The following is an 18,984-nucleotide window of genomic DNA, read 5'->3' as shown; positions in this document are numbered from 1 at the left end:
ATAGCATCTTGAGGTAGCAAGTCCCGTTGCGCTCCCTCCGTGCGAAGAGCTGCGGAGCCTGGATACCGGGGCGCTCCTGCCATGGCATTTTCGCTCCGCCCCATCGCCCGACCTGGGTGGGTGCGCGGCAGGACATAGCCGGCGCCTGGATCGACAGGGCCGTGGTGATCACTTCGCCCCAGGCCACTGCGCGGTTCGGTCCATCTCTCATGGGCAAGCCCCTACCCGCTGAAACAGCTTCAACACAGGCAATCACGACATGATGAACGTCGATCAAACGACCGCGCACGAAGCAAGTGTCCCAGTACGGGAAATCGTATTTGTAGACAGTCGCGTCCAGGACGCAGGTACCTTGCTCAAGAAATTTGCGCCAGGCGTTGAGGTGGTCTATCTCCGCGCTGGCGAAGATGGCCTGCACCAGATGGCGCTCGCAATGGGTGCGGGTGGCGACGTGGGAGCGGTGCATGTGCTGGCGCACGGTAGCGAAGGACAGCTGTGGCTGGGCGACACCTTCCTGGACTCGGGCACCGTCGCAATGCATGCAGACGCGCTCGCTGCCTTGGGCCAGGCAATGACGGCCGATGCGGACTTGCTGATCTATGCCTGTGATGTGGGGCGCGCAGATGCTGGGGCCCGGTTGGTGTCCGAGATGGCGGCGCTCACTGGCGCCGATGTTGCCGCGAGCGCCAATCGGACAGGCTCGCATGGAGACTGGGAGCTTGAAGTCAGCACGGGCCAGATATCCACGGCAGCGCTTGCAGCGACCTCTGGCGAATACCTCCATGACCTTGCGATCCTCACCGTCACGAGCGGTGCTGACTCCGGGGTCGGGTCGCTTCGCAATGCCATTGCCAACGCCACGCAGGGCGACACCATCACCTTTGCCAACTCCGTCACGAACATCTCCCTGAGCTCAGGGCAGTTGGTGCTGGGAACGGGACTCACGATCGATGGCGATCTGGACGACAACGGCACGGCAGATGTCACCATCGACGCCAACCATGGCAGTCGCGTGGTGTATGTGTCGGCGGGAGCGTCGGTCACGCTTGAAGGGCTGGTCATCAAGAACGGGCTGGTAGCGGCCAATGGCGGCAGCAATGCTGGCAACCTGTCTAACTTAGGGCGCCCAGGGAGCGATGCGCAGGGCGGCGGGATCTACAACGCGGGCGATCTGCTGATACGCAACAGCACCATCACCGAAAACAAGGCGTCCGGCGGTGGCGGTACCGGTGGGCCCTTTCCGAAGGCGGGCGGTGGTGGTGGCGGTGGTGGCTTTGGATCCGGTCTGGGTGGTGCCGGAGGCGCGGATCGTACCTCTGAACCGCCCACCCCTGCCACTGCGGGACATGGGGGCAATGGCGCAGGAACCTCGGGCGGTCAGCGCGGGGGGTATGGCGGAGGGTCGACCGGCGGCAATGGAGGCGGGGCCAACATCCAGTTTGTCGGCCAAGCTTACAGCGTGGGGGGCGCGGGCGCCACGGCAAGCAACGGGAGTATTTCCATCGGCGGCGGTGGCGGCGGCGGTGGCGGTATCTATGACGGCGGGGCAGGGGGAAGTGCTGCAGGTGGCATCTACAACACCGGCACCCTGTCGATAGTAGGCAGCGTGGTCAGCAACAACATCGGTGCCGGCGGCGGCGGCGGTGGCGGTGCAGCTGCCAGCTATGCCGGCCGTGGCAACGGTGGCGCGGGTGGCGCGGGCATCGGTGCGGTGTGGAACAGTGGTGGCACGTTGCGAATCGATGCCTCTACGCAAGCCAGCATGGCAAACGGCAACAAAGGCGCCGGAGGTTCGGGGGGAGGCGTGAGCGGCTCGGGCAACGCTGCCGGTGCGGCCGGGGCATCTATCGATGCCGTATCGGGCCCCTATCAGAATGACCTGCGGGACGCCCGTATCACCAGCGCCCAGTACGATGCCAGCACCGGGGTTCTTTCGGTGACCGGAACCAATCTGGTGGCTGGCGACAGCATCATTGCATCGAAGCTCACACTCAGCGGCCAAGGCGGCGGTAGCCACACCCTGACCAGTGGCAACGCCACTGCCAGCAGTTCCACGGCGTTTTCGCTCACGCTCAATGCTGCCGACCAGCTCGCGGTCAATGGCCTGCTGAACAAGGACGGCACCACGGCCGTGGATGCGACCACCTTCAACCTGGCGGCGGCTTCCAACTGGAATGCTACGGCGTCTGCGCCGTCCGACCTGACAAGCAATGCGGTTACCGTCTCCAACGTCACCGCCCCGACCATCACCAGCGCCACTTACGACGGCGCCGCCCACGTCCTCACGGTCACCGGCACCGGCTTGGTCAAGACCCTCGGCGCCACCAACGATGTCACCGTCAACAAGCTCACCATCACCGGCGAAGGCGGTGCCACCTACACGCTGTCCACCTCCGGCAATGTGGAGGTGACCTCGGCCACCAGCTTCACCGTCACCCTCACGGGCGCGGACGTCGCCGGCTTCGCCTCGCTGCTCACCAAGAACGGGACCAGTTCGGCCAGCAGCGCCACCACCTACAACATCGCCGCCGCCGATGACTGGAACAGCGTGGTTACGGGCGGCAACATCGCGGATGCGAGCAACGGAATCACCGTCAGCAACGCGGCGCCCAGCATCGTGGGCGCCACTTACGATGCCGCCACCGGCATCCTCACGGTCTCGGCCGTGAACATCGTGGCCGGCGACAGCATCGATCTGACCCGGCTGTCCCTTACCGGGGAGGGCGGTGGCAATGTAGCCCTGTCCGGCCCCAACGTGCTGGCCAGCAGTGCCACCGAGTTCAGCGTCACGCTCAATGCTGGGGACAAGCTGGTCATGAATGGCCTCCTGAACCAGAACGGCACCAGCGCCGTGAGCGCAACCACCTTCCAGTTGCTGGCCGGCGCCAACTGGGACTCCACGCGCGCCAGTGGTGTCGACAATTCGGGCAACACCGTCACGGTCTCCAATGTGGTCGCTCCCACCATCACCAGCGCTGCCTACGACATCGCCACCCATCTCCTCACGGTCACCGGCACCAACCTGGTCAGGACCATCGGGGCATCCAATGACGTCACGGTCTCGGCCCTGACCATCACCGGCGAGGCAGGCACCACACGCACCTTGTCCACCACGGGGAATGTCGAAGCGCTGTCGGCCACCAGCTTCACCGTGACCCTGGCCGGCGCAGACCAGGTGGCTGTGGAGGCGCTGTTCAACAAGAACGGCACCACGTCCACCAGCGGCACTACCTACAACCTGGCTGCGGCCGACGACTGGAACAGCCCGGTCACCGGCGGCGACATTGCCGATGCCACTTCGCCCATCACGGTGAGCAACGTGGCTGTCCCGACCATCACCAGCTCCGTCTACAACGCCAACACCGGCGTGCTGACGGTCACCGGCACCGGGCTCACAGCTGCGTCCGGCGCGGCCAATGACATCGTGGCCAACAAGCTGAGCCTGCAGGGCGAAGGCGGTGCCAGCTACACGCTGACCACCACCGGCAATGTGGAGATCACCAGCGGCACCAGCTTCACGCTGACCCTGAGCGCGGCCGACCGCCTGGGTGCCAACCTGATCATGAACAAGAACGGCACCAGCTCCACCAGTGTCAATACGTACAACCTGATCGCCGCAGAGGACTGGGCCGCCGGGGCAGACGCCGCCGTGGTGGTGGCCGACCCGACGGGCAATGGTGTCACGGTGACCAATGTGGTGGCCCCCACCGTCACCAGCGCCACTTACAACGTGGCCACCGGCGTGCTGGTGGTCACGGGCAACAACTTCCTCTCGCTGACCGGGGCGAACAATGACATCACGGCCAACCGCATTCGCTTTCTGGGCCAGGGGGCGTTCAACTACACGCTGACCGATACGTCCAATGTGGACATCACGTCCAACACCAGCTTCACCATGACCATGAGCGCCAACGACAAGGCCCAGTTGGCGTTGCGGCTGAACAAGGATGGCACGAGCTCCACCGACACCACCACCTACAACATCGGCATGCTGGAGGACTGGAACACGGGTGCGGCCGTGGCGGTGGTGATTGCCGACCTGTTTGGCAATTCGGTCACGGTCGCTGGCAACAACGTGGCGCCCGCCGTGAGTGGGGTCGTGGCGGGGCAAGCCGTCAACGACAACGCAACGGTCTCGCCGTTCGCGGGCATCGTCATCAGCGACCCGGATGTGGGTGCTTCGGAGACGGTGATCATCACGCTGGACACTGCGGCCAAGGGCGCGTTCACTGCGGCCTCGCTCACGGCCTCGGGCTTCTCCACCGCCGATGGCGGGCTCACGTACACCCATGCGGCAGGCACACCCGCCGACATCCAGGCAGCGCTTCGCGCCCTGGTGTTCAAACCGGCAGTGGGTCGTGTGGCTCCGGGGGCGACCGAGACCACCACGTTCACGATCAGCGTCAATGACGGCATTGCGTCGGCGGTGCTGAACAACACCACCACGGTGGTCAGCACGGCCATTGCAGTCGATTCAGGCGGCGGCACCCCACCGGCCACCACCATCGACGGCGTGCCCGTCACCACCGAGTCGGGCCCTGCAGGCTCCACCATCATCACCGTGCCGGTGGTGCTGCCCACCCGGCCCGATACCGCAGGCACACCCACCCCGCTGGCCGACATCCCCATCGTCAAGGCAGCCGATGGCCATTCCATCGTCTCCGTCAGCGTGCCCACCGGGGTGGGGCTGTCGGCTGAAGGCCTGTCCGGCACGACCATGGGCTCCGCCGCCCTCGCCGAACTGGGGTTCCGCATCGAGCGGGTCACCGGCAACAACCCCGAGCTGACCAACGCCGGCCAGGTGTTCTATGCCACCCTGGGGCCCAATGAGCCGCTGTCGGTGCAGATCTTGAAGCCTACGGCAGGGGTGGGCTTCAACCCCAGCGTGCCGCTCGTCATCAACGGCAGCGCCAACCCTGCCGATGGCAAGCAGGCGGTGATCATCGACGCGCGCGGCCTGCCTGCAGGTTCGGTGATCCAGGTGGACAACATCGAGTTCGTGGCGGTCGTGGGCAATGTGCGCGTCATCGGTGGCGCCGGCCAGAACATGGCCAGCGGGGATGGATCGGCCCAGTGGATCGTGCTCGGCCCCGATGACGACATCATCCATGGCGGTGGTGGCAACGATGTGGTCGGCAGCGAGGCCGGCGATGACCAGGTCTTTGGCGATGCCGGGGACGACATCGTGTTTGGCGGCGCAGGCAATGACCTGCTCTCGGGCGGTACGGGCAGTGACCGCCTGAACGGGGGCACGGGGTTTGACGTGGCGATACAGGAGGGCACACGCGCCGACTACACCGTCACCCTGGAGGGTGCCGGTATCAAGCTGACCCATACCGCCACCGGTGTCTCCGACTGGCTGGTGGATGTGGAGCAGGTGCGGTTTGCAACGGGCCCAAGCCTCACGGTGGCGCACAGCGCCGCCGAAGAAGCAGGCGCCTACCTGTTCCAGAAGTGGCTGGGCCGCGATCTGAACCAGGGCGAAGGCGCCATCATCCAGGGCCTGACGGGCAAGACGGCGCTGGAAGTGGCCACGCTGTTCGCCCAAGTGTTCCCCGAGCAGAGTGCGGGCAAGACGCCTGCCCAACTGCTGGAAGGCATGGGTGCAGCGGGAGCGGTGCGCGTGGATGCTGTCCGTGATGTGACCGTGACCGGTGATGCAGGCAACAACACCATCACCCCGACCTTGGGCCTGGCCCGGTATGTGGATGGCGGTGCAGGCATCGACACCGTGGTCATCCCGGCCACCCTCTCACAGACCTATGTGCAATCCCAGAACAATGGCACCTTCACCCTGCAGCGCCTGACCGATGGGGCGATGCTGGATGTGACGCGGGTGGAGCGGGTCACGTTCAATGACACCAAGCTGGCGCTGGACCTGAACGGCCATGCGGGCGAAGCAGCCAAGCTGCTGGGTGCCCTGGGCGGGCCGGCTTTGCTGACCAACAAGGGCGTGGTGGGCGAGGTGATCCGGCTGCTGGATGCCGGGGCCAGCAGCCAGACCATTGCGGGGCTGGGGCTGCAGCTCTTGGGAGCGAGCACGCCTACGCAGATTGCGCAGACGCTGTGGACCAATGTGGTGGGCCGTGCGGGTACGGATGGGGAACTCAAGCTGCTGACCGACATCATGGCGGGTGGGGTATCAGCCTCCGAGCTGACGGTGATGGCGGCGAATCTGGAGCTGAACGCGGTGCGGATTGATCTGGTGGGGCTGGCGGCCAACGGGATTGAGTTCGCCTGACGCGCCAGCGTGGCGGGGATACATGGTCATACGGGATATTGGCTATCCTGCCGCTGCCTGTTGGCCACCAGGGGGTAGCATCACCTCCAAACACTGAGCCTCGACCACCAAGCGCCGGACTGGGATGGAGCGGGCTGGACACCAAGGCCCGGATTGCCCCTCGACCGATGCCCAGCGCGTCTTAGTGCCTGACCGCCGCATCCGCGCCGTGTTCCCTCTGGCCCCCATGGCCGTGGTGCTGACCGCCGAGAGCCTGGCGGCCATGTGGCCGCCCCATCTGCCCAGGACCCAGGCCAGCAGCACGGTGGCGGGGGCCGGGCACTTCGCCTTCATGGCGCAACCGTCCATGCCGCTGCCGTCCAGCAGTGTCTGTACATCGCTTGCTAGGGCAAAGCGCACTGCGGCCTGATGAAGACCGTTGCCCGGTTGGTGTGAGCGCTCAAGCCCTCAGCTTCACTCCAGCTGCCGAACGGCATCCTCTATCTTCCCGGCCAGTGCTTTGAGGGGCGCGCTGAGTTCGGCCTCCGTCTCCAGCGCGCTTTGCTGGGTGGTGACACTCATGTTGAGCACGTAGATGGAGCCGCTGGGCGTGGCGATGGGGATCGCGAGGGCGACCACCTCGGGTTGCCAGGAGGCGGTGCAGTAGCCCTTTTCGCCGAACTGCTGCACCGCCGCGAGTATCTCTTCGCGCAACGCCTTCCAGCCGGACAGACGCTGCTGACCCAGCCTGACCATCAGCTCCCGTCGCTGCGTTTCGGAGAGGGCGCACAGATACGCGCGCCCCAGGGATGTGAGTTCGATAGGCACGCGCTGGCCCGCCACCACGCTTCGCAGCGATACCTTCCTGTTGTAGCGTATGGACTCCAGGTACACCATCTCCTCGCGGTCCGCCACCGCCAGCCCGACGTTGACGCGCAGCTTCTCCGCTGCCGTGCGCATCAATGGCGCCGCGATCTGCAGCACCGGCGAGCCTGATCGCATGGCGTGCGCAAAGCTCAGCACCGGGGCCGCAAGCCGATAGGCGCGCCGCGCGCCGTCATGCTCCAGCAGACCGCATTGCACCAGGGTCTGCGCCAGTCTGCTGACGGTGGCCCGCGACAGCCCCGTGCGCTCCGCCAGCTCGCCGTTTCCCAGCAGATCAGCGCCTGGCCGGAACGCCCGCAGGAGCTCCACCCCGCGCTCCAGCGACCGGTTCAGTGTGGGTTTTTCATGGTTCTTGCGTCTTGCGGCATTGCTGGCGGGTGTGGTCATGGTGACTATTGTGGATGCATTTCATTTCCAACCAGTGGAATGAAGGGGATGCACTGGAGAAGGCGTTCTCTTACGCTAACCCTGTGAGTGAGGCGGCCGACGATGCCGCTCCTTGAGGCCACTTGCCGTGGGTCAAATCCCTATTAATGGAGACAAAAAATGCACCAATCCCTGCGTTCTGCGCGTTTGCGCATCACATCGGTCATCACGGCTGCAGCGGTCTTGAGCGGCCTGCACGCCGCTCCTGCCAACGCGGCGTTCCCCGACAAACCGGTTCGCATCATCGTGCCATTTGCGCCGGGTGGCGGTACGGACCTGGTGGCCCGCTCCATGACCGTGGTCATGGGCCAGGAGCTGGGCCAGCCGGTGATCATCGACAACAAGCCGGGTGCTGGAACCCTCATCGGAACCGATGCGGCTGCCAAGAGCGCGCCGGACGGCTACACCCTGGTGATGGCGACCGTCGCGCATGTGGTCAATCCCAGCATTCAGCCCAAGCTGCCGTACAACCCCGACAAGGACTTCGCGCCCGTGATGCTGGTGGGTGTATCACCCAATGTGCTGGTCGTGCGGGCCAGCAGTCCGTACAAATCCGTGAAGGACGTCATCGCCGCCGCCAAGGCGGACCCAGGCAAGCTTTCCTTTGCGTCGCATGGGGCGGGCACATCGGCCCATCTGGCCGGTGAATTGTTCAAGAACCTCACTGCAACGAACCTGATCCATGTGCCCTATCGCGGAGCGGGACCCGCCCTCACCGACTTGCTGGGCGGCCAGGTGGATGTGATGTTTGCCACAGCGGCAGCCGTGGGAACCATGGTTGACAAGGGGCAACTGCGAGCCTTGGCGGTGACGACGGCGGCACGCTCCAACTCACATGTCCTGTTGAAGGTGCCGACCGTCGCGGAGAGCGGCGTTCCGGGGTACGTGGCCGACAGCTGGTACGGCCTTTTCGCCCCTGCAGGAACACCTCCCGATGTGATCGAAAAGCTCAACGCCGCAGCCAGGAAGGCGGTCTTCACCGATGCCTTCCGCAAGAAGATGGAAGCCGAAGGGCTCATCGTCAAGGGCAGCTCACCCCAGGAATTCGACACCTACGCCAAGGGCGAAGAGGCCCGCTGGCGCAAGGTAGTCAAGGACAACAAGATCACCAATGACTAGCCTTTCGAAAGCAGAAAATGACCACAGAGCTCATTGAACTCAACGTTACCCATGGCATCGCCACGCTCACGCTGAACCGCCCTGACAAGCGCAATGCGATGAGCGACGATATGCGCACCGAGTTCATCGCGGCGCTGGAGCATGTCAGCGCCGAAAAATCGATACGGGCGCTGGTGCTCACCGGCAACGGCAAGGGATTCTGTGCGGGCGGTGACATCTCCGGCATGGAGCGCCGCATGAACGCCCCCACCGGGGAAATCGCCTTCAACGGCTGGCACCGCCAGCAGCGCGTGCACCACACGCAGACCCTGCTGCACACCATGCCCAAGCCCACCATCGCCGCAGTGAACGGTGCGGCATCCGGGCTGGGCGCCGACACGGCGCTGGCATGCGATTTCATCATCGCCAATGAATGGGCGAATTTCTCCTGGTCCTACATCCACCGCGGCATCATTCCCGATGGCGGAGGCATGTACTTCCTGCCCCGCCGCGTCGGGCTGCCCAAGGCCAAGGAGCTGATCTTCACGGGCCGCAAGGTCGATGTGGACGAGGCGCTGGCCATGGGCATCGTGGACCGAAAGACCTCGGCGCAGACGCTGGTGGTCGATGCGCAGGCCTGGGCAGCCGAGCTCAGCAAGGGCTCGGCCACCGCACTGGCGCTGGGCAAGGCGATCCTGGACCAAACCTTCGAGATGTCGGCACAGCAGGTGTTCGCACAAGGCAGCCAGGCACAAGGCATCTGCTACACGAGCACCGAGCACCGCGATGCGGTGATGGCCTTTTTGGCAAAGGCTTCGGCAACGGCCAGCAAGGAGTAACACCCATGAACGCCATTTCCCGCCTCCTCCAGCCCCGCAGCGTGGCCATCATTGGCGCATCCGCCGATGCCGCCAAGACCGCAGGCCGCCCCGTGTCCTATCTGCTCAAGCACGGCTTTGCCGGCGAAATCTACCCGGTCAACCCCAAGGTGGACCGGATCGGCGACCTGGTCTGCTACCCGGACATCGCTTCGCTGCCTGCGGTGCCTGACGTCGGTATCGTCCTGCTGGGCGCGGAGCGGGCGCACCTGGCCGTGCGGGACCTCGCAGCCCGGGGCACTGCCGCGGCCATCGTCCTGGCCAGCGGCTACACCGAAACCGGCGAAGAGGGCGCCCGCCGGCAGCAGCAACTGATCGAGGCCGCAGGCGACATGCGCATTCTGGGCCCCAACACCATCGGCCTCGTCAACCTGACCGACTCCATTGTGCTGTCGGCCACCGGTGCGCTGGAGATGGAGCATTTCCCGGTGGGCGGCATTGGCGTCGTGTCGCAAAGCGGTGGCATCCTGGGTGCACTGCTTTCGCGCGCTGCGGCGCGTGGCGTGGGCTTGTCCAAATTGATCTCCACCAGCAACGAGGTGGACCTGGAGCTGGCCGACTTCATCGACCACCTCGCCGATGACGAGGCCACCAAGGTCATTGCCTTGTATGTGGAAACCGTGCGCGACCCCGCCAAATTCCGCAGCGCCTGCCTCAAGGCGGCGCGCGCCGGCAAGCCGGTGGTGGCGTTCAAGATCGGCCGCTCCGAAGCCGGCGCGAAGGCGGCCGTCTCGCACACCGGCGCGCTGGCTGGCGCCGATCGCATGTACGACGCGCTGTTCAAGCAGGTCGGCGTGATCCGCGCGCACACCTTCAGCGAGCTGCTGGACATTCCGGCTGCGCTGGCCTCCGGCCGCAAGCTGCATGGCAAGCGCGTCGCCATCCTGACATCCACCGGTGGCGCGGGTACGCTGGTGTCCGACGATCTGGGCATGGCCGGTTTCGACACACCCGCGCCCGACGCCGCCACTGCCGAGGCCCTGCGCGCGCTGCAGACCGGCGACCATGCCGTGCTGGACCGCAACCCCATCGACGTGACCTTGGCGGGCCTCCAACCCGACCTGCTGCGGGGTGCCATCAACGTGCTGCTGCAGAGCCCGAGCTACGATGCGCTGACGATCATCGTGGGCTCCTCCAGCCTGGCCATGCCCGAGTTGCTGGCCGGTGCCATAGAGGACTGCCTGCCCCACTCCGACAAGCCGGTAATCGCCTACGTCAGCCCGCATGCACCTGAAGTGGGTGCGCTGCTCACGCAGCGTGGCGTACCCGCATTCGCCGCTGCGGAGAGCTGCACGGCGGCCCTGCGCGCCATGTTCCAGGTGGCGCAGTTGCAGCCGCAGGTCGAGGCCAGCGAGCCGGACGCGCTGGTGGCGGTGGACGGTTTGCCCACAGGTGCCCTGGACGAATACCAGGCCAAGCAGCTGTTCACACGCTTCGGCGTGCCCTGTGCGGGCGAACGCATCGTCGCCTCGCCCGCCGAGGCCGAAGCTGCAGCGCGTGAACTGGGTGGCCGCGTGGTGCTGAAGATTCTCTCGGCCGAGATCACGCACAAGAGCGACGTGGGCGGTGTGGCGGTGAACCTGACGGCCGAGACCATCGGTGCGCGCCTCGGCGCCATGGCGTCGGAAGTCGATACCAAGGCCGGCGTGCTGCCCAAGCGCTTCCTCGTCCAGGAGATGGTCGGTGGCGGCACCGAGCTGATCCTGGGCATGCACCGTGACGCGCTGGGTACGGCCATCTTGCTGGGCATGGGGGGTGTCACGGCCGAGCTGTTCAAGGACACGACCATGCGCCTGCTGCCACCCAACGGCTGGCTGTCGCGCGCTGATGCGCTGGCCATGGCGCAGGAGCTCAAGACCTGGCCGCTGCTGGATGGCTTCCGTGGCCGGCCGCTGGCCGACGTCGATGCACTGGTCACCGCCATCGTGGCTTTCTCGCAGATGGCGGCCCAGCTCGGCGAGCGCCTGCTCGAAGCCGAGATCAACCCGGTGTTCGTGCTGCCCCAGGGCCAGGGCGTTCGCGCGGCCGACGGCGTGGTGGTGCTGGCCTGATGGCTGCGAAGCGGGCACGAAGTGCTTGAGAATTTGTCCCCCTGTCTGGAAACCTGAAATGCACGCTACAGAAATCTTTGCCCGGTACGCCACCGAATTCCAGCGGCAACCGCTGCCCGGCGAGGTGATTCACCACGCCAAGCGTGCCGTGATCGATTGGTACGCCTCCCTGTTCCCGGGGCTGAACACACCGCCCGTCGCGATCCTGGAGCAGACCCTGGTGGACGACCTCGACCGGGGGCGCGCTTTTCTGGGGGGCGGGCGTGCAAGCACCGCGCGCACCGCCGCACTCATCAACGGCGCTGCGGCGCATGCGGCCGAGGTGGACGACAGTTTTCGCGATGCGATGTACCACCCAGGCGCCGCCACCATTGCGGCCGCATTGGCTGCGGGGCAGGACCTTGGCGTCTCGGGTCTCGATTTTCTGCGCGGGGTGGTGCTCGGCTACGAGGTGTCTACCCGTATCGGCGTGGTGATGGGCCGGCCCCACTACCAGTTCTGGCACAGCACCGGCACCGTCGGCAGCTTTGGTGCCGCGGCTGCGGTGGGCGGGCTCATGCGGCTGGATGGGCCTGCGTTTGCCCATGCGCTGGCAACTGCCGCTACCTTTGCCGCAGGGCTTCAGCAGGCCTTCCGCATGGACTCGATGTCCAAGCCCCTGCATGCAGGGCGGGCGGCCGAGGCCGGCTTGCTTGCCGCTCAACTGGCCTCGCGCGGCCTGACCGGATCGCTCGACGTGCTGGACGGGGAAACCGGTCTGGGCCAGGCCATGAGCAATGGTCCCGATTGGTCCCAGGTCGGCGCAACGCTGGGACAGGACTTTCACATCACCCGCCTGACGTTCAAGAACCATATCGGGTGCGGCCACACGTTTGCAGCCATCGATGGCGCGCTGGAACTCCGGCAGCGTCACCAGCTCCAGGCTGACCAGATCAAGAGCGTGCGGGTGGCGACCTACCGTCCCGCCCTGGACATCGCCTGCTACACCCATCCGACCACAGCCAACGAAGCACGCTTCAGCCTGAGCTACGTGGTGGCCACTGCGCTGTCGCACGGCAGCGTTCGCCTGGCAGCCTACGAGCCGGACCGCCTGGACGACCCGGCCACACGCGCGCTGATGGAGCGCACGACGGTCGAGGTGGATCCGGTGCTCGATGCCGCCTTTCCTGGCCAGCGGGCTGCGCGTATCGACATCGAGACCGTGGATGGGCGCCAGCTCTCGCACTTTCAGCCCAACCGCAAAGGCGACCCGGAGCAGGCCCTCACGGACGCCGAGCTGGAAGGCAAGTTTCTGGAGTTGGCAGAACCTGTCATCGGCCAGGCGCGGTCCCAGTCGCTGCTGGCCAGGATCTGGGCGCTGGACGCAAGCGCAAGCCTTGCGCTGTGATGGCTGGCGCGTCCTGGCATATCGATGGGTTCGCGCTGGCTGATCTGTTCCGAAGCCACAGGCGGTAGGGGTGGATCAGGTTGCGCGCCTCACTGCCACATACAGCCAGCATGCGAAGACGCCGTTCTCTGGGTCCATCGCAAAGTCCTCGTCATAGACCTCGATGGCCGGCCGCGCATCCAGCACCCAGCCCTCGGGGATCTGCCCCGGGGCGCCCATGCTGGCCCAGGCCGCACCGATCTCGGCGCTCGTGCCTTCGAAGCGCTTGCACGCATAGTCGCCGCCCGGAAAATCCTGCACCTGCGCATCCGTCCCCGTGCGCAGGCCCACACCCACCTGTACGCAGGCGTCGTAACGGCATTGCTCGGGCGGCGTGCAGGCGGGGTTGTCCAGGCTGATGCCGTAAAACTTGGGGCGTGGCTCGCTCAGGCGGTGCTCGGCGCACCACTGGCCAAAGCGCTCCCATAGCTGGCCCAGGGCGGGGCCGTAGGGGCCGGTGTGGCGCATGCAGGCCAGGCGCATTTTGGGTAGTTGGCGGATTTCGAGGGGCATGGTCAGTGTCTCCGTTGTCTGGGTTGGCGGTATGCGGCATGCGCTGTTGGCTCCGGACCTATTTTGCCCACAGACGCCCGCTGGATTCCTTTTGGCGCGTGCACGTGGCATCGGCGCGTGCGGCCCCTCCGAGCCCCGGCTCGTGTGAGAGGGCGGCGCGGCACAGAGTGTGAGGGGGCGGATTCAACGGCGAAGCGCGACAGCTGGTATCGTCAAGCCAAGCACCGGACCCTCGCATGAACGACAAACTGCTGGCCCTTCGACTTTTCGTGCGCGTTGCACGCACGGGAAGCTTCTCCGCCGCAGCGCGGGAGCTCGACCTGTCGCAGCCGTCGGTCTCACGCATCATCGCGGCACTGGAAAAGGACGTGGGCGGAGCTTTGGTCACCCGAACGACGCGGGCCGTCACGCTCACCGACGTCGGCAGCGACTATCTGGCACGTGTGGAAACGATCCTGGCGGCGCTTGAAGAGGCCGACCATGTGGCGCGGGGATCGCTGGAATTGCGTGGGTCGCTGCGTGTCGCCATGCCCTCGAGCTTTGGCGTGCGCGAAATCGTTCCTGTGATTCCGGGATTTCTCGCGCGCCATCCTGCACTGAACGTCAGCTTGTTGATGAGCGACCAACGGCAAGACACCATCAAGGAAGGCGTTGATGTCGCACTTCGCCTCGGCGTGTTGGCAGACTCGAGCGCAACCGCGCGCCTGATGGGCCGAACGCAGCGGATCGTTGCGGCATCGCCCACCTACCTGAAGGCAAACGGCACGCCCAAGGCACCAGCAGACTTGGCTGCGCATGCGGTGATCGTAGGGCCTGCAGGAACGAGCGCCGGCACGTGGTCCTTTGAGAGGGAGGGCCAGAGCGTATCCGTGCGCATCCACAGTCGTCTGAACGTGTCCGCCAACGAAGCGGCGGTCGCCGCCGCTGTGGCAGGCATCGGTGTAGTGACGACAGCCCTGTGGGGCTGTCGTGCCGAACTGGCCAACGGTTCGCTGATTCAGGTGCTGTCGGATTGGCGCATGGGCGATGTCGAAGTCCACGGCATGTTCACGCCAGGACGACCGCCCAAGCCCTCGGCACGCGCGCTGGTCGAATACCTGATCGCGGAACTTCGTCGGTAGGAGCGTGCGCGGTGCCCCGCTTGTCAGCCGGGCAGCTTCGCAGCCAGCAGGTCGATCTTCTCGATGCTCGGTGGCGTGCTGAGCAGGGCCTCGGCGTTGGCCATCAACGCAGCGGCAATGGGGCCGCTCAGGTGGGCCTGGCGGCCCTCCTCATCGGCAAAAGTGTCAAAGACGCCAAACGTGGAGGGGCCGAACCGCAACGCGAACCAGGTGGTGGTCTGCAACTCGGCGTTGGCAAGTGGCAGGGCGCCGGCAAGGAAAGCGGCAACGGCTGCCTCCTGGCCTGGCTTGGCCTCGAGGCGGACGAACAGGGCAAATTTGGACATGGGGTGATCCTCTGGTCGAACAGGTGAATGAGGTTGCGAGCCGTGAGTTTCCCCGTCATCGCTGTAGTCAGCGAGTGGCAAGAACGCCAACATCATTATCATTATTGCCATGCGCCTCCACATTCTCGTTCTTGATGGTGTGTTCGACCTTGGCCTGGCGGCGCTTGCCGACACGTTCGGCACGGCCAACCAGTTGGCGGGGTCGCTCGTGCAGGTGCCTGGGCCTGTTGAAGTGACGCTGGTGGGCGTTCGGCGACGCGTGCGCACCGCGCAGGGGCTCACGGTGCCGGTCGTGCCTGTGAGCCAGGTGATGGCGCCTGATGTGGTGCTCGTGCCCGCGCTCGGCGCCAAGATGCCGGACGTGCTTGCGGCGCGCCTCGCGCAAGCAGACGTTGCCGACGCCATCCTTGCCTTGCAGCGGTGGTCGAACGCCGGTGCTATGGCGGGTGCGGCATGCACCGGCACATTTGTACTGGCCGAGAGCGCATTGCTCAATGGCCACCGCGCCACGACGTCGTGGTGGCTGGCGCCGATGTTTCGGCAGCGTTATGCGCAGGTCGCGCTCGACGAATCCAGCATGCTCGTGAAGTCCTCCGGATTCATCACGGCCGGCGCAGCCCTCGCTCATCTCGACCTTGCGCTGAGCATCGTCCGCAGTCGCAGCCCTGCGCTGGCGACGCTGGCGGCGCGCTACCTGCTGATCGAGGCGCGCGGCTCGCAAGCCGAGTTCGTCATCCCGGACCACCTGTCCCACGCAGACCCCGTCGTCGAGCGTTTCGAGGGCTGGGCCAGGCAGCAACTGGCACGGGGTTTCTCACTCGACGAGGCGGCCATCGCAGTTGGCGCCAGCAAACGCACGTTGTCCCGGCGCCTGCACAGCGTCCTGGGAAAGACGCCGCTGTCGTACTTCCAGGACCTGCGTGTCGAACGTGCGGTGCATCTGTTGCGCACGGGCAGCGAGAGCATCGACCAGATCGCTGCGCAGATCGGTTACGCCGATGGTGTCAGCTTGCGCGTCCTGTTGCGGCGCAAGCTGGGCCGCGGCGTCCGGGAGTTGCGCACGCGTGCCTGAATGGGGCCGAACGCGCCCCATCGCTGAAGGTCAAAGGGAGGCAAACGCGGGGTGACCTGGCTTGCTTGGCCGGGGGCGATTCCTTGCCCAGCGTCCTGAGATCTTCGTCCCGATTCGTGGGGTGAGCGATCCGTCTGGCGAATAAGTCTTAGTTGCCTGCGCACCTATTCACGCGTGCCTCGATCATCGACAGTTCGTCCAGGCGCCAAGGTGGCGCCGTCAACCCAAAGGACAGAAATCCATGACTACTCTCAACGGCAAGGTCGCCATCGTCACCGGTGCCTCCAAAGGCATCGGCGCCGGAATCGCCAGGCTTTTCGCCCAATCTGGCGCCTCGGTCGTCGTGAACTACTCGACCAGCAAGGACGCAGCGGATGCACTGGTCGCCGAGATCAAGGGTGCCGGCGGCAAGGCCGTCGCCATCCAGGCCGACTTCTCGAAGACCGCTGACATCAAGCGGCTTTTCGAAGAATCGAAGCGCGCCTTCGGCACGCTCGACATCCTCGTGAACAATGCTGGCGTCTACGCGTTCGGCCCTCTCGAAACCGCAACGGAGCAGGAATTCCATCGGGAGTTCACCACCAACGTGCTCGGCGTCATCACCGCGACGCAAGAAGCGGCCAGGTACTTCGGGCCGAATGGCGGCAGCATCATCAACATCAGCTCCATCGCCAGTGTCGGCTTCATGCCCAACTCGGTGATCTACGCTGCGAGCAAGAGCGCGGTCGACGCCATCACGCGCGTGACCGCGATGGAGCTCGCGCCGAAGAATATCCGCGTCAACACCCTGGCGCCGGGTGGCACCATCACCGAAGGCATCGCAGCGCTGGGCTGGTCGGAGGAGACGGTCAAGGCCATTGTCGCAACGATCCCGTTCGGTCGTCCGGGCAAGCCGCAAGACATCGCCCGCGTGGCGCTGTTCCTGGCCTCCGATGATTCGGCCTGGGTGACCGGCGAGCGGATCACCGCCTCCGGCGGCCAGCGCGCCTGACCGGCCCGGCCTGATCAAAGCAGAGGCTGTCGAGCAAACGGCTTTGATTCTCGACCTCGGGGCGAATTCGGCGCCTTTTCGCGCAGGTCGTTGATGTCATCAAGGCCAGGATCAGTGGCCCGAAGGCACGCTCCACCGTTCAAGGCCAAGGCGGTGATTTCACCGCGGCAAGAACATCGGGGACCGAAGTCTTGGTCGCTGCGCCGGCGTCGTTGTGGCGGCATGTTGGCCTGCCGAGGCTGCCCGGATTTGCCGCCATGCCGGCCAAGCCGCAGGAAACCTGCACGCCAATTGGCGACAATGGGGGGATTCGCCACTGTCACCGGGATCCCACTCCATGCAATTCGCCGACCGCCTGAACAATGTAGAAACCTCTGCCATCCGCGAGCTCTTCAAGCTCCTGGGCAAGCCCGGCATCATCAGCTTTGCCGGTGGTTTCCCCGACAGCGCCATGTTCGACGTGGAAGGCATCCGCGCCGCCAGCAACCAGGCGCTGACGGACGAGCCCGGTGCGGCGCTGCAGTACGGCGCCACCGAAGGCTACCAGCCCCTGCGCGAGCAGCTCGCCGCCTTCATGGCCAGCAAGGGCGCCACGGACCTCGTCCCCGAGAACCTCATCGTCACCACCGGCAGCCAGCAGGCGCTGGACCTGCTGGGCAAGACCCTCATCAGCCCCGGCGACAAGGTCATCGTGGAAGGCCCGACCTTCCTGGCCACCATCCAGTGCTTTCGCCTGTACGGCGCCGAACTCATCAGCGCCCCCATCGACGAAAACGGCGTGAAGACCGACGAGCTGGAAAAGCTCATCGCCGAGCACAAGCCGAAATTCGTTTACCTCATCCCCACCTTCGGCAACCCCAGCGGCGTGATGCTGAGCCTGGAGCGGCGCAAACAGGTGCTGGAGATGGCCGTCAAGCACCAGACCCTGATCGTCGAGGACGACCCCTACGGCGACCTGTACTTCGGCGAAGCGCCGCCACCGAGCCTGCTCAACCTGTCGGCCAGCGTGCCGGGCAGCCGCGAGCTGCTGGCGCACTGCGGCTCCATGAGCAAGGTGCTCTCACCCGGCCTGCGCGTGGGCTGGATGATCGCCCCCGCTGAGCTGCTGGCCAAGGCCACCATGTGCAAACAGTTCAGCGATGCGCACACCAGTACCTTCGCCCAGGCCACCGCTGCCCAGTACCTCAAGGCCGGCCGCATGCCTGCCACCCTGGCCAAGGTGCGCAAGGTGTACGCAGAGCGCGCGCAGGCCATGGGCGATGCCCTGCGCAAGGAACTGGGCGACGCCATCGAATTCGTGCAGCCCCAGGGCGGCCTGTTCGTGTGGGCGCGCCTCACGGGTGCGGGCGGCAAGGTGGCCGACGGCAACGTGCTGGCCAAGCGTGCGATCGAAAAGGGTGTGGCCTTCGTGCCGGGCACGCCGTTCTACTGTGCCAACCCCGACCACGCCACCTTGCGCCTGTCGTTTGCGACGGCCGATGTGGAGAAGATCCGCGAAGGCGTGGCGCGCCTGGGTCAGGCCCTCTGATGGAGTCGGCCTCGGGCCCGGGCGCTGACCATCAGCGCATCATCGAGCGGCTGGAGAGCCTGGAGATCAAGGCCAGCTTCACCGAGGATCTTCTGGACCAACTCAACATGACGATCTTTCGCCAGCAGGAGCTGATTGACCGGCTCACGCAGGAGGTGATTCAGCTGCGCCAGCAGCCGCCGGATGGCGGTGGTGGCGGGGCTCCGCGCAATCTGCGGGATGAGTTGCCGCCGCATTACTGAGGTTGCTGTGGTGTTGATCTGAGTTGCGTTGAGGACCGGGGTCTGCGTGGTGGCTTGTTGGTTGGTTGGTTGGTTTGGGGTTCTGTTTATTTGCTGAGGGCGGAGGCCGGGTCTCGGCCCGGCGGCCGAGGCACTTGTTCTTTGCTTCGCCAAAGAAAAGTGCCCAAAAGAAAGGCGACCCCGCTGCCCGTGTCCCCCTCGTACTGC

General features: G+C 65.7%; 14 protein-coding genes. 11 read left to right on the top strand and 3 right to left on the bottom strand.

The window, feature by feature from the left end:
* The first annotated feature begins 259 nt into the window (after positions 1-259).
* Together ACSQ9E_RS18265 and ACSQ9E_RS18260 are read left to right on the top strand one after the other, a co-directional pair.
* Positions 260-6,241, top strand: coding sequence for a DUF4347 domain-containing protein (locus tag ACSQ9E_RS18265; protein ID WP_436218749.1), 5,982 nt, complete (start codon positions 260-262; stop codon positions 6,239-6,241).
* Positions 6,242-6,425: 184 nt separating this feature from the next.
* Positions 6,426-6,650 carry a hypothetical protein gene (locus ACSQ9E_RS18260; RefSeq protein ID WP_436218748.1) on the top strand — a complete coding sequence of 75 codons (225 nt, stop codon included), beginning with the start codon at positions 6,426-6,428 and terminating at the stop codon, positions 6,648-6,650.
* Positions 6,651-6,694: 44 nt separating this feature from the next.
* On the opposite strand, the gene ACSQ9E_RS18255 is transcribed toward ACSQ9E_RS18260, so the two are convergent.
* The gene (locus ACSQ9E_RS18255) at positions 6,695-7,492 is read right to left on the bottom strand and encodes an IclR family transcriptional regulator (protein WP_436218747.1); all 798 of its coding nucleotides are present in this window, start codon (positions 7,490-7,492) and stop codon (positions 6,695-6,697) included.
* Positions 7,493-7,651: 159 nt separating this feature from the next.
* Here ACSQ9E_RS18255 and ACSQ9E_RS18250 point away from each other — a divergent pair, with 159 nt between their 5' ends.
* Genes ACSQ9E_RS18250 through ACSQ9E_RS18235 form a run of 4 tightly spaced genes read left to right on the top strand, consistent with a single transcriptional unit; the run spans position 7,652 to position 12,945 of the window.
* Entirely contained in the window at positions 7,652-8,650 is a 999-nt protein-coding gene (locus ACSQ9E_RS18250; protein ID WP_436218746.1) for a tripartite tricarboxylate transporter substrate binding protein, read from the top strand.
* Positions 8,651-8,667: 17 nt separating this feature from the next.
* Positions 8,668-9,468, top strand: a complete 801-nt coding sequence (locus ACSQ9E_RS18245; protein ID WP_436218745.1) for an enoyl-CoA hydratase/isomerase family protein — start codon at positions 8,668-8,670, stop codon at positions 9,466-9,468.
* A 5-nt stretch (positions 9,469-9,473) separates the two neighbouring features.
* Positions 9,474-11,558: an acetate--CoA ligase family protein gene (locus ACSQ9E_RS18240; protein ID WP_436218744.1), complete on the top strand. Its 2,085-nt coding sequence runs from the start codon at positions 9,474-9,476 to the stop codon at positions 11,556-11,558.
* Positions 11,559-11,616: 58 nt separating this feature from the next.
* Positions 11,617-12,945, top strand: a complete 1,329-nt coding sequence (locus ACSQ9E_RS18235) for an MmgE/PrpD family protein (RefSeq protein ID WP_436218743.1) — start codon at positions 11,617-11,619, stop codon at positions 12,943-12,945.
* Positions 12,946-13,020: 75 nt separating this feature from the next.
* Here the strand turns inward: ACSQ9E_RS18235 and ACSQ9E_RS18230 are convergent, their stop codons facing one another.
* Complete coding sequence (locus tag ACSQ9E_RS18230) at positions 13,021-13,497, bottom strand: AraC family transcriptional regulator (protein ID WP_436218742.1); 477 nt, start codon at positions 13,495-13,497, stop codon at positions 13,021-13,023.
* Between the two features lie 236 nt (positions 13,498-13,733).
* Here ACSQ9E_RS18230 and ACSQ9E_RS18225 point away from each other — a divergent pair, with 236 nt between their 5' ends.
* The gene (locus tag ACSQ9E_RS18225; protein WP_436218741.1) at positions 13,734-14,618 is read left to right on the top strand and encodes a LysR family transcriptional regulator; all 885 of its coding nucleotides are present in this window, start codon (positions 13,734-13,736) and stop codon (positions 14,616-14,618) included.
* 23 nt (positions 14,619-14,641) lie between these two features.
* On the opposite strand, the gene ACSQ9E_RS18220 is transcribed toward ACSQ9E_RS18225, so the two are convergent.
* Positions 14,642-14,944, bottom strand: coding sequence for a hypothetical protein (locus tag ACSQ9E_RS18220; RefSeq protein ID WP_057201129.1), 303 nt, complete (start codon positions 14,942-14,944; stop codon positions 14,642-14,644).
* Positions 14,945-15,053: 109 nt separating this feature from the next.
* On the opposite strand from ACSQ9E_RS18220, the gene ACSQ9E_RS18215 reads away from it, so the two are divergent.
* From ACSQ9E_RS18215 to ACSQ9E_RS18200, 4 genes are all read left to right on the top strand, one after another.
* The gene (locus tag ACSQ9E_RS18215) at positions 15,054-16,016 is read left to right on the top strand and encodes a GlxA family transcriptional regulator (RefSeq protein WP_436179067.1); all 963 of its coding nucleotides are present in this window, start codon (positions 15,054-15,056) and stop codon (positions 16,014-16,016) included.
* Positions 16,017-16,257: 241 nt separating this feature from the next.
* Positions 16,258-17,007, top strand: coding sequence for an SDR family NAD(P)-dependent oxidoreductase (locus ACSQ9E_RS18210; RefSeq protein ID WP_057201125.1), 750 nt, complete (start codon positions 16,258-16,260; stop codon positions 17,005-17,007).
* A 337-nt stretch (positions 17,008-17,344) separates the two neighbouring features.
* Positions 17,345-18,535, top strand: coding sequence for a PLP-dependent aminotransferase family protein (locus tag ACSQ9E_RS18205; RefSeq protein ID WP_436218740.1), 1,191 nt, complete (start codon positions 17,345-17,347; stop codon positions 18,533-18,535).
* Positions 18,535-18,777: a SlyX family protein gene (locus ACSQ9E_RS18200; RefSeq protein WP_057263744.1), complete on the top strand. Its 243-nt coding sequence runs from the start codon at positions 18,535-18,537 to the stop codon at positions 18,775-18,777. The genes ACSQ9E_RS18205 and ACSQ9E_RS18200 overlap by 1 nt, the downstream gene beginning before the upstream one ends.
* The last annotated feature ends 207 nt before the right edge of the window (positions 18,778-18,984 follow it).

Origin of the sequence: Acidovorax sp. LjRoot118, assembly GCF_964253575.1 — a bacterium.
In the GTDB taxonomy this organism is placed as follows: domain Bacteria; phylum Pseudomonadota; class Gammaproteobacteria; order Burkholderiales; family Burkholderiaceae_C; genus Acidovorax.
The sequence above is the reverse complement of the archived record's forward strand: the minus strand, read 5'-3'. Positions and strand labels throughout refer to the sequence as shown.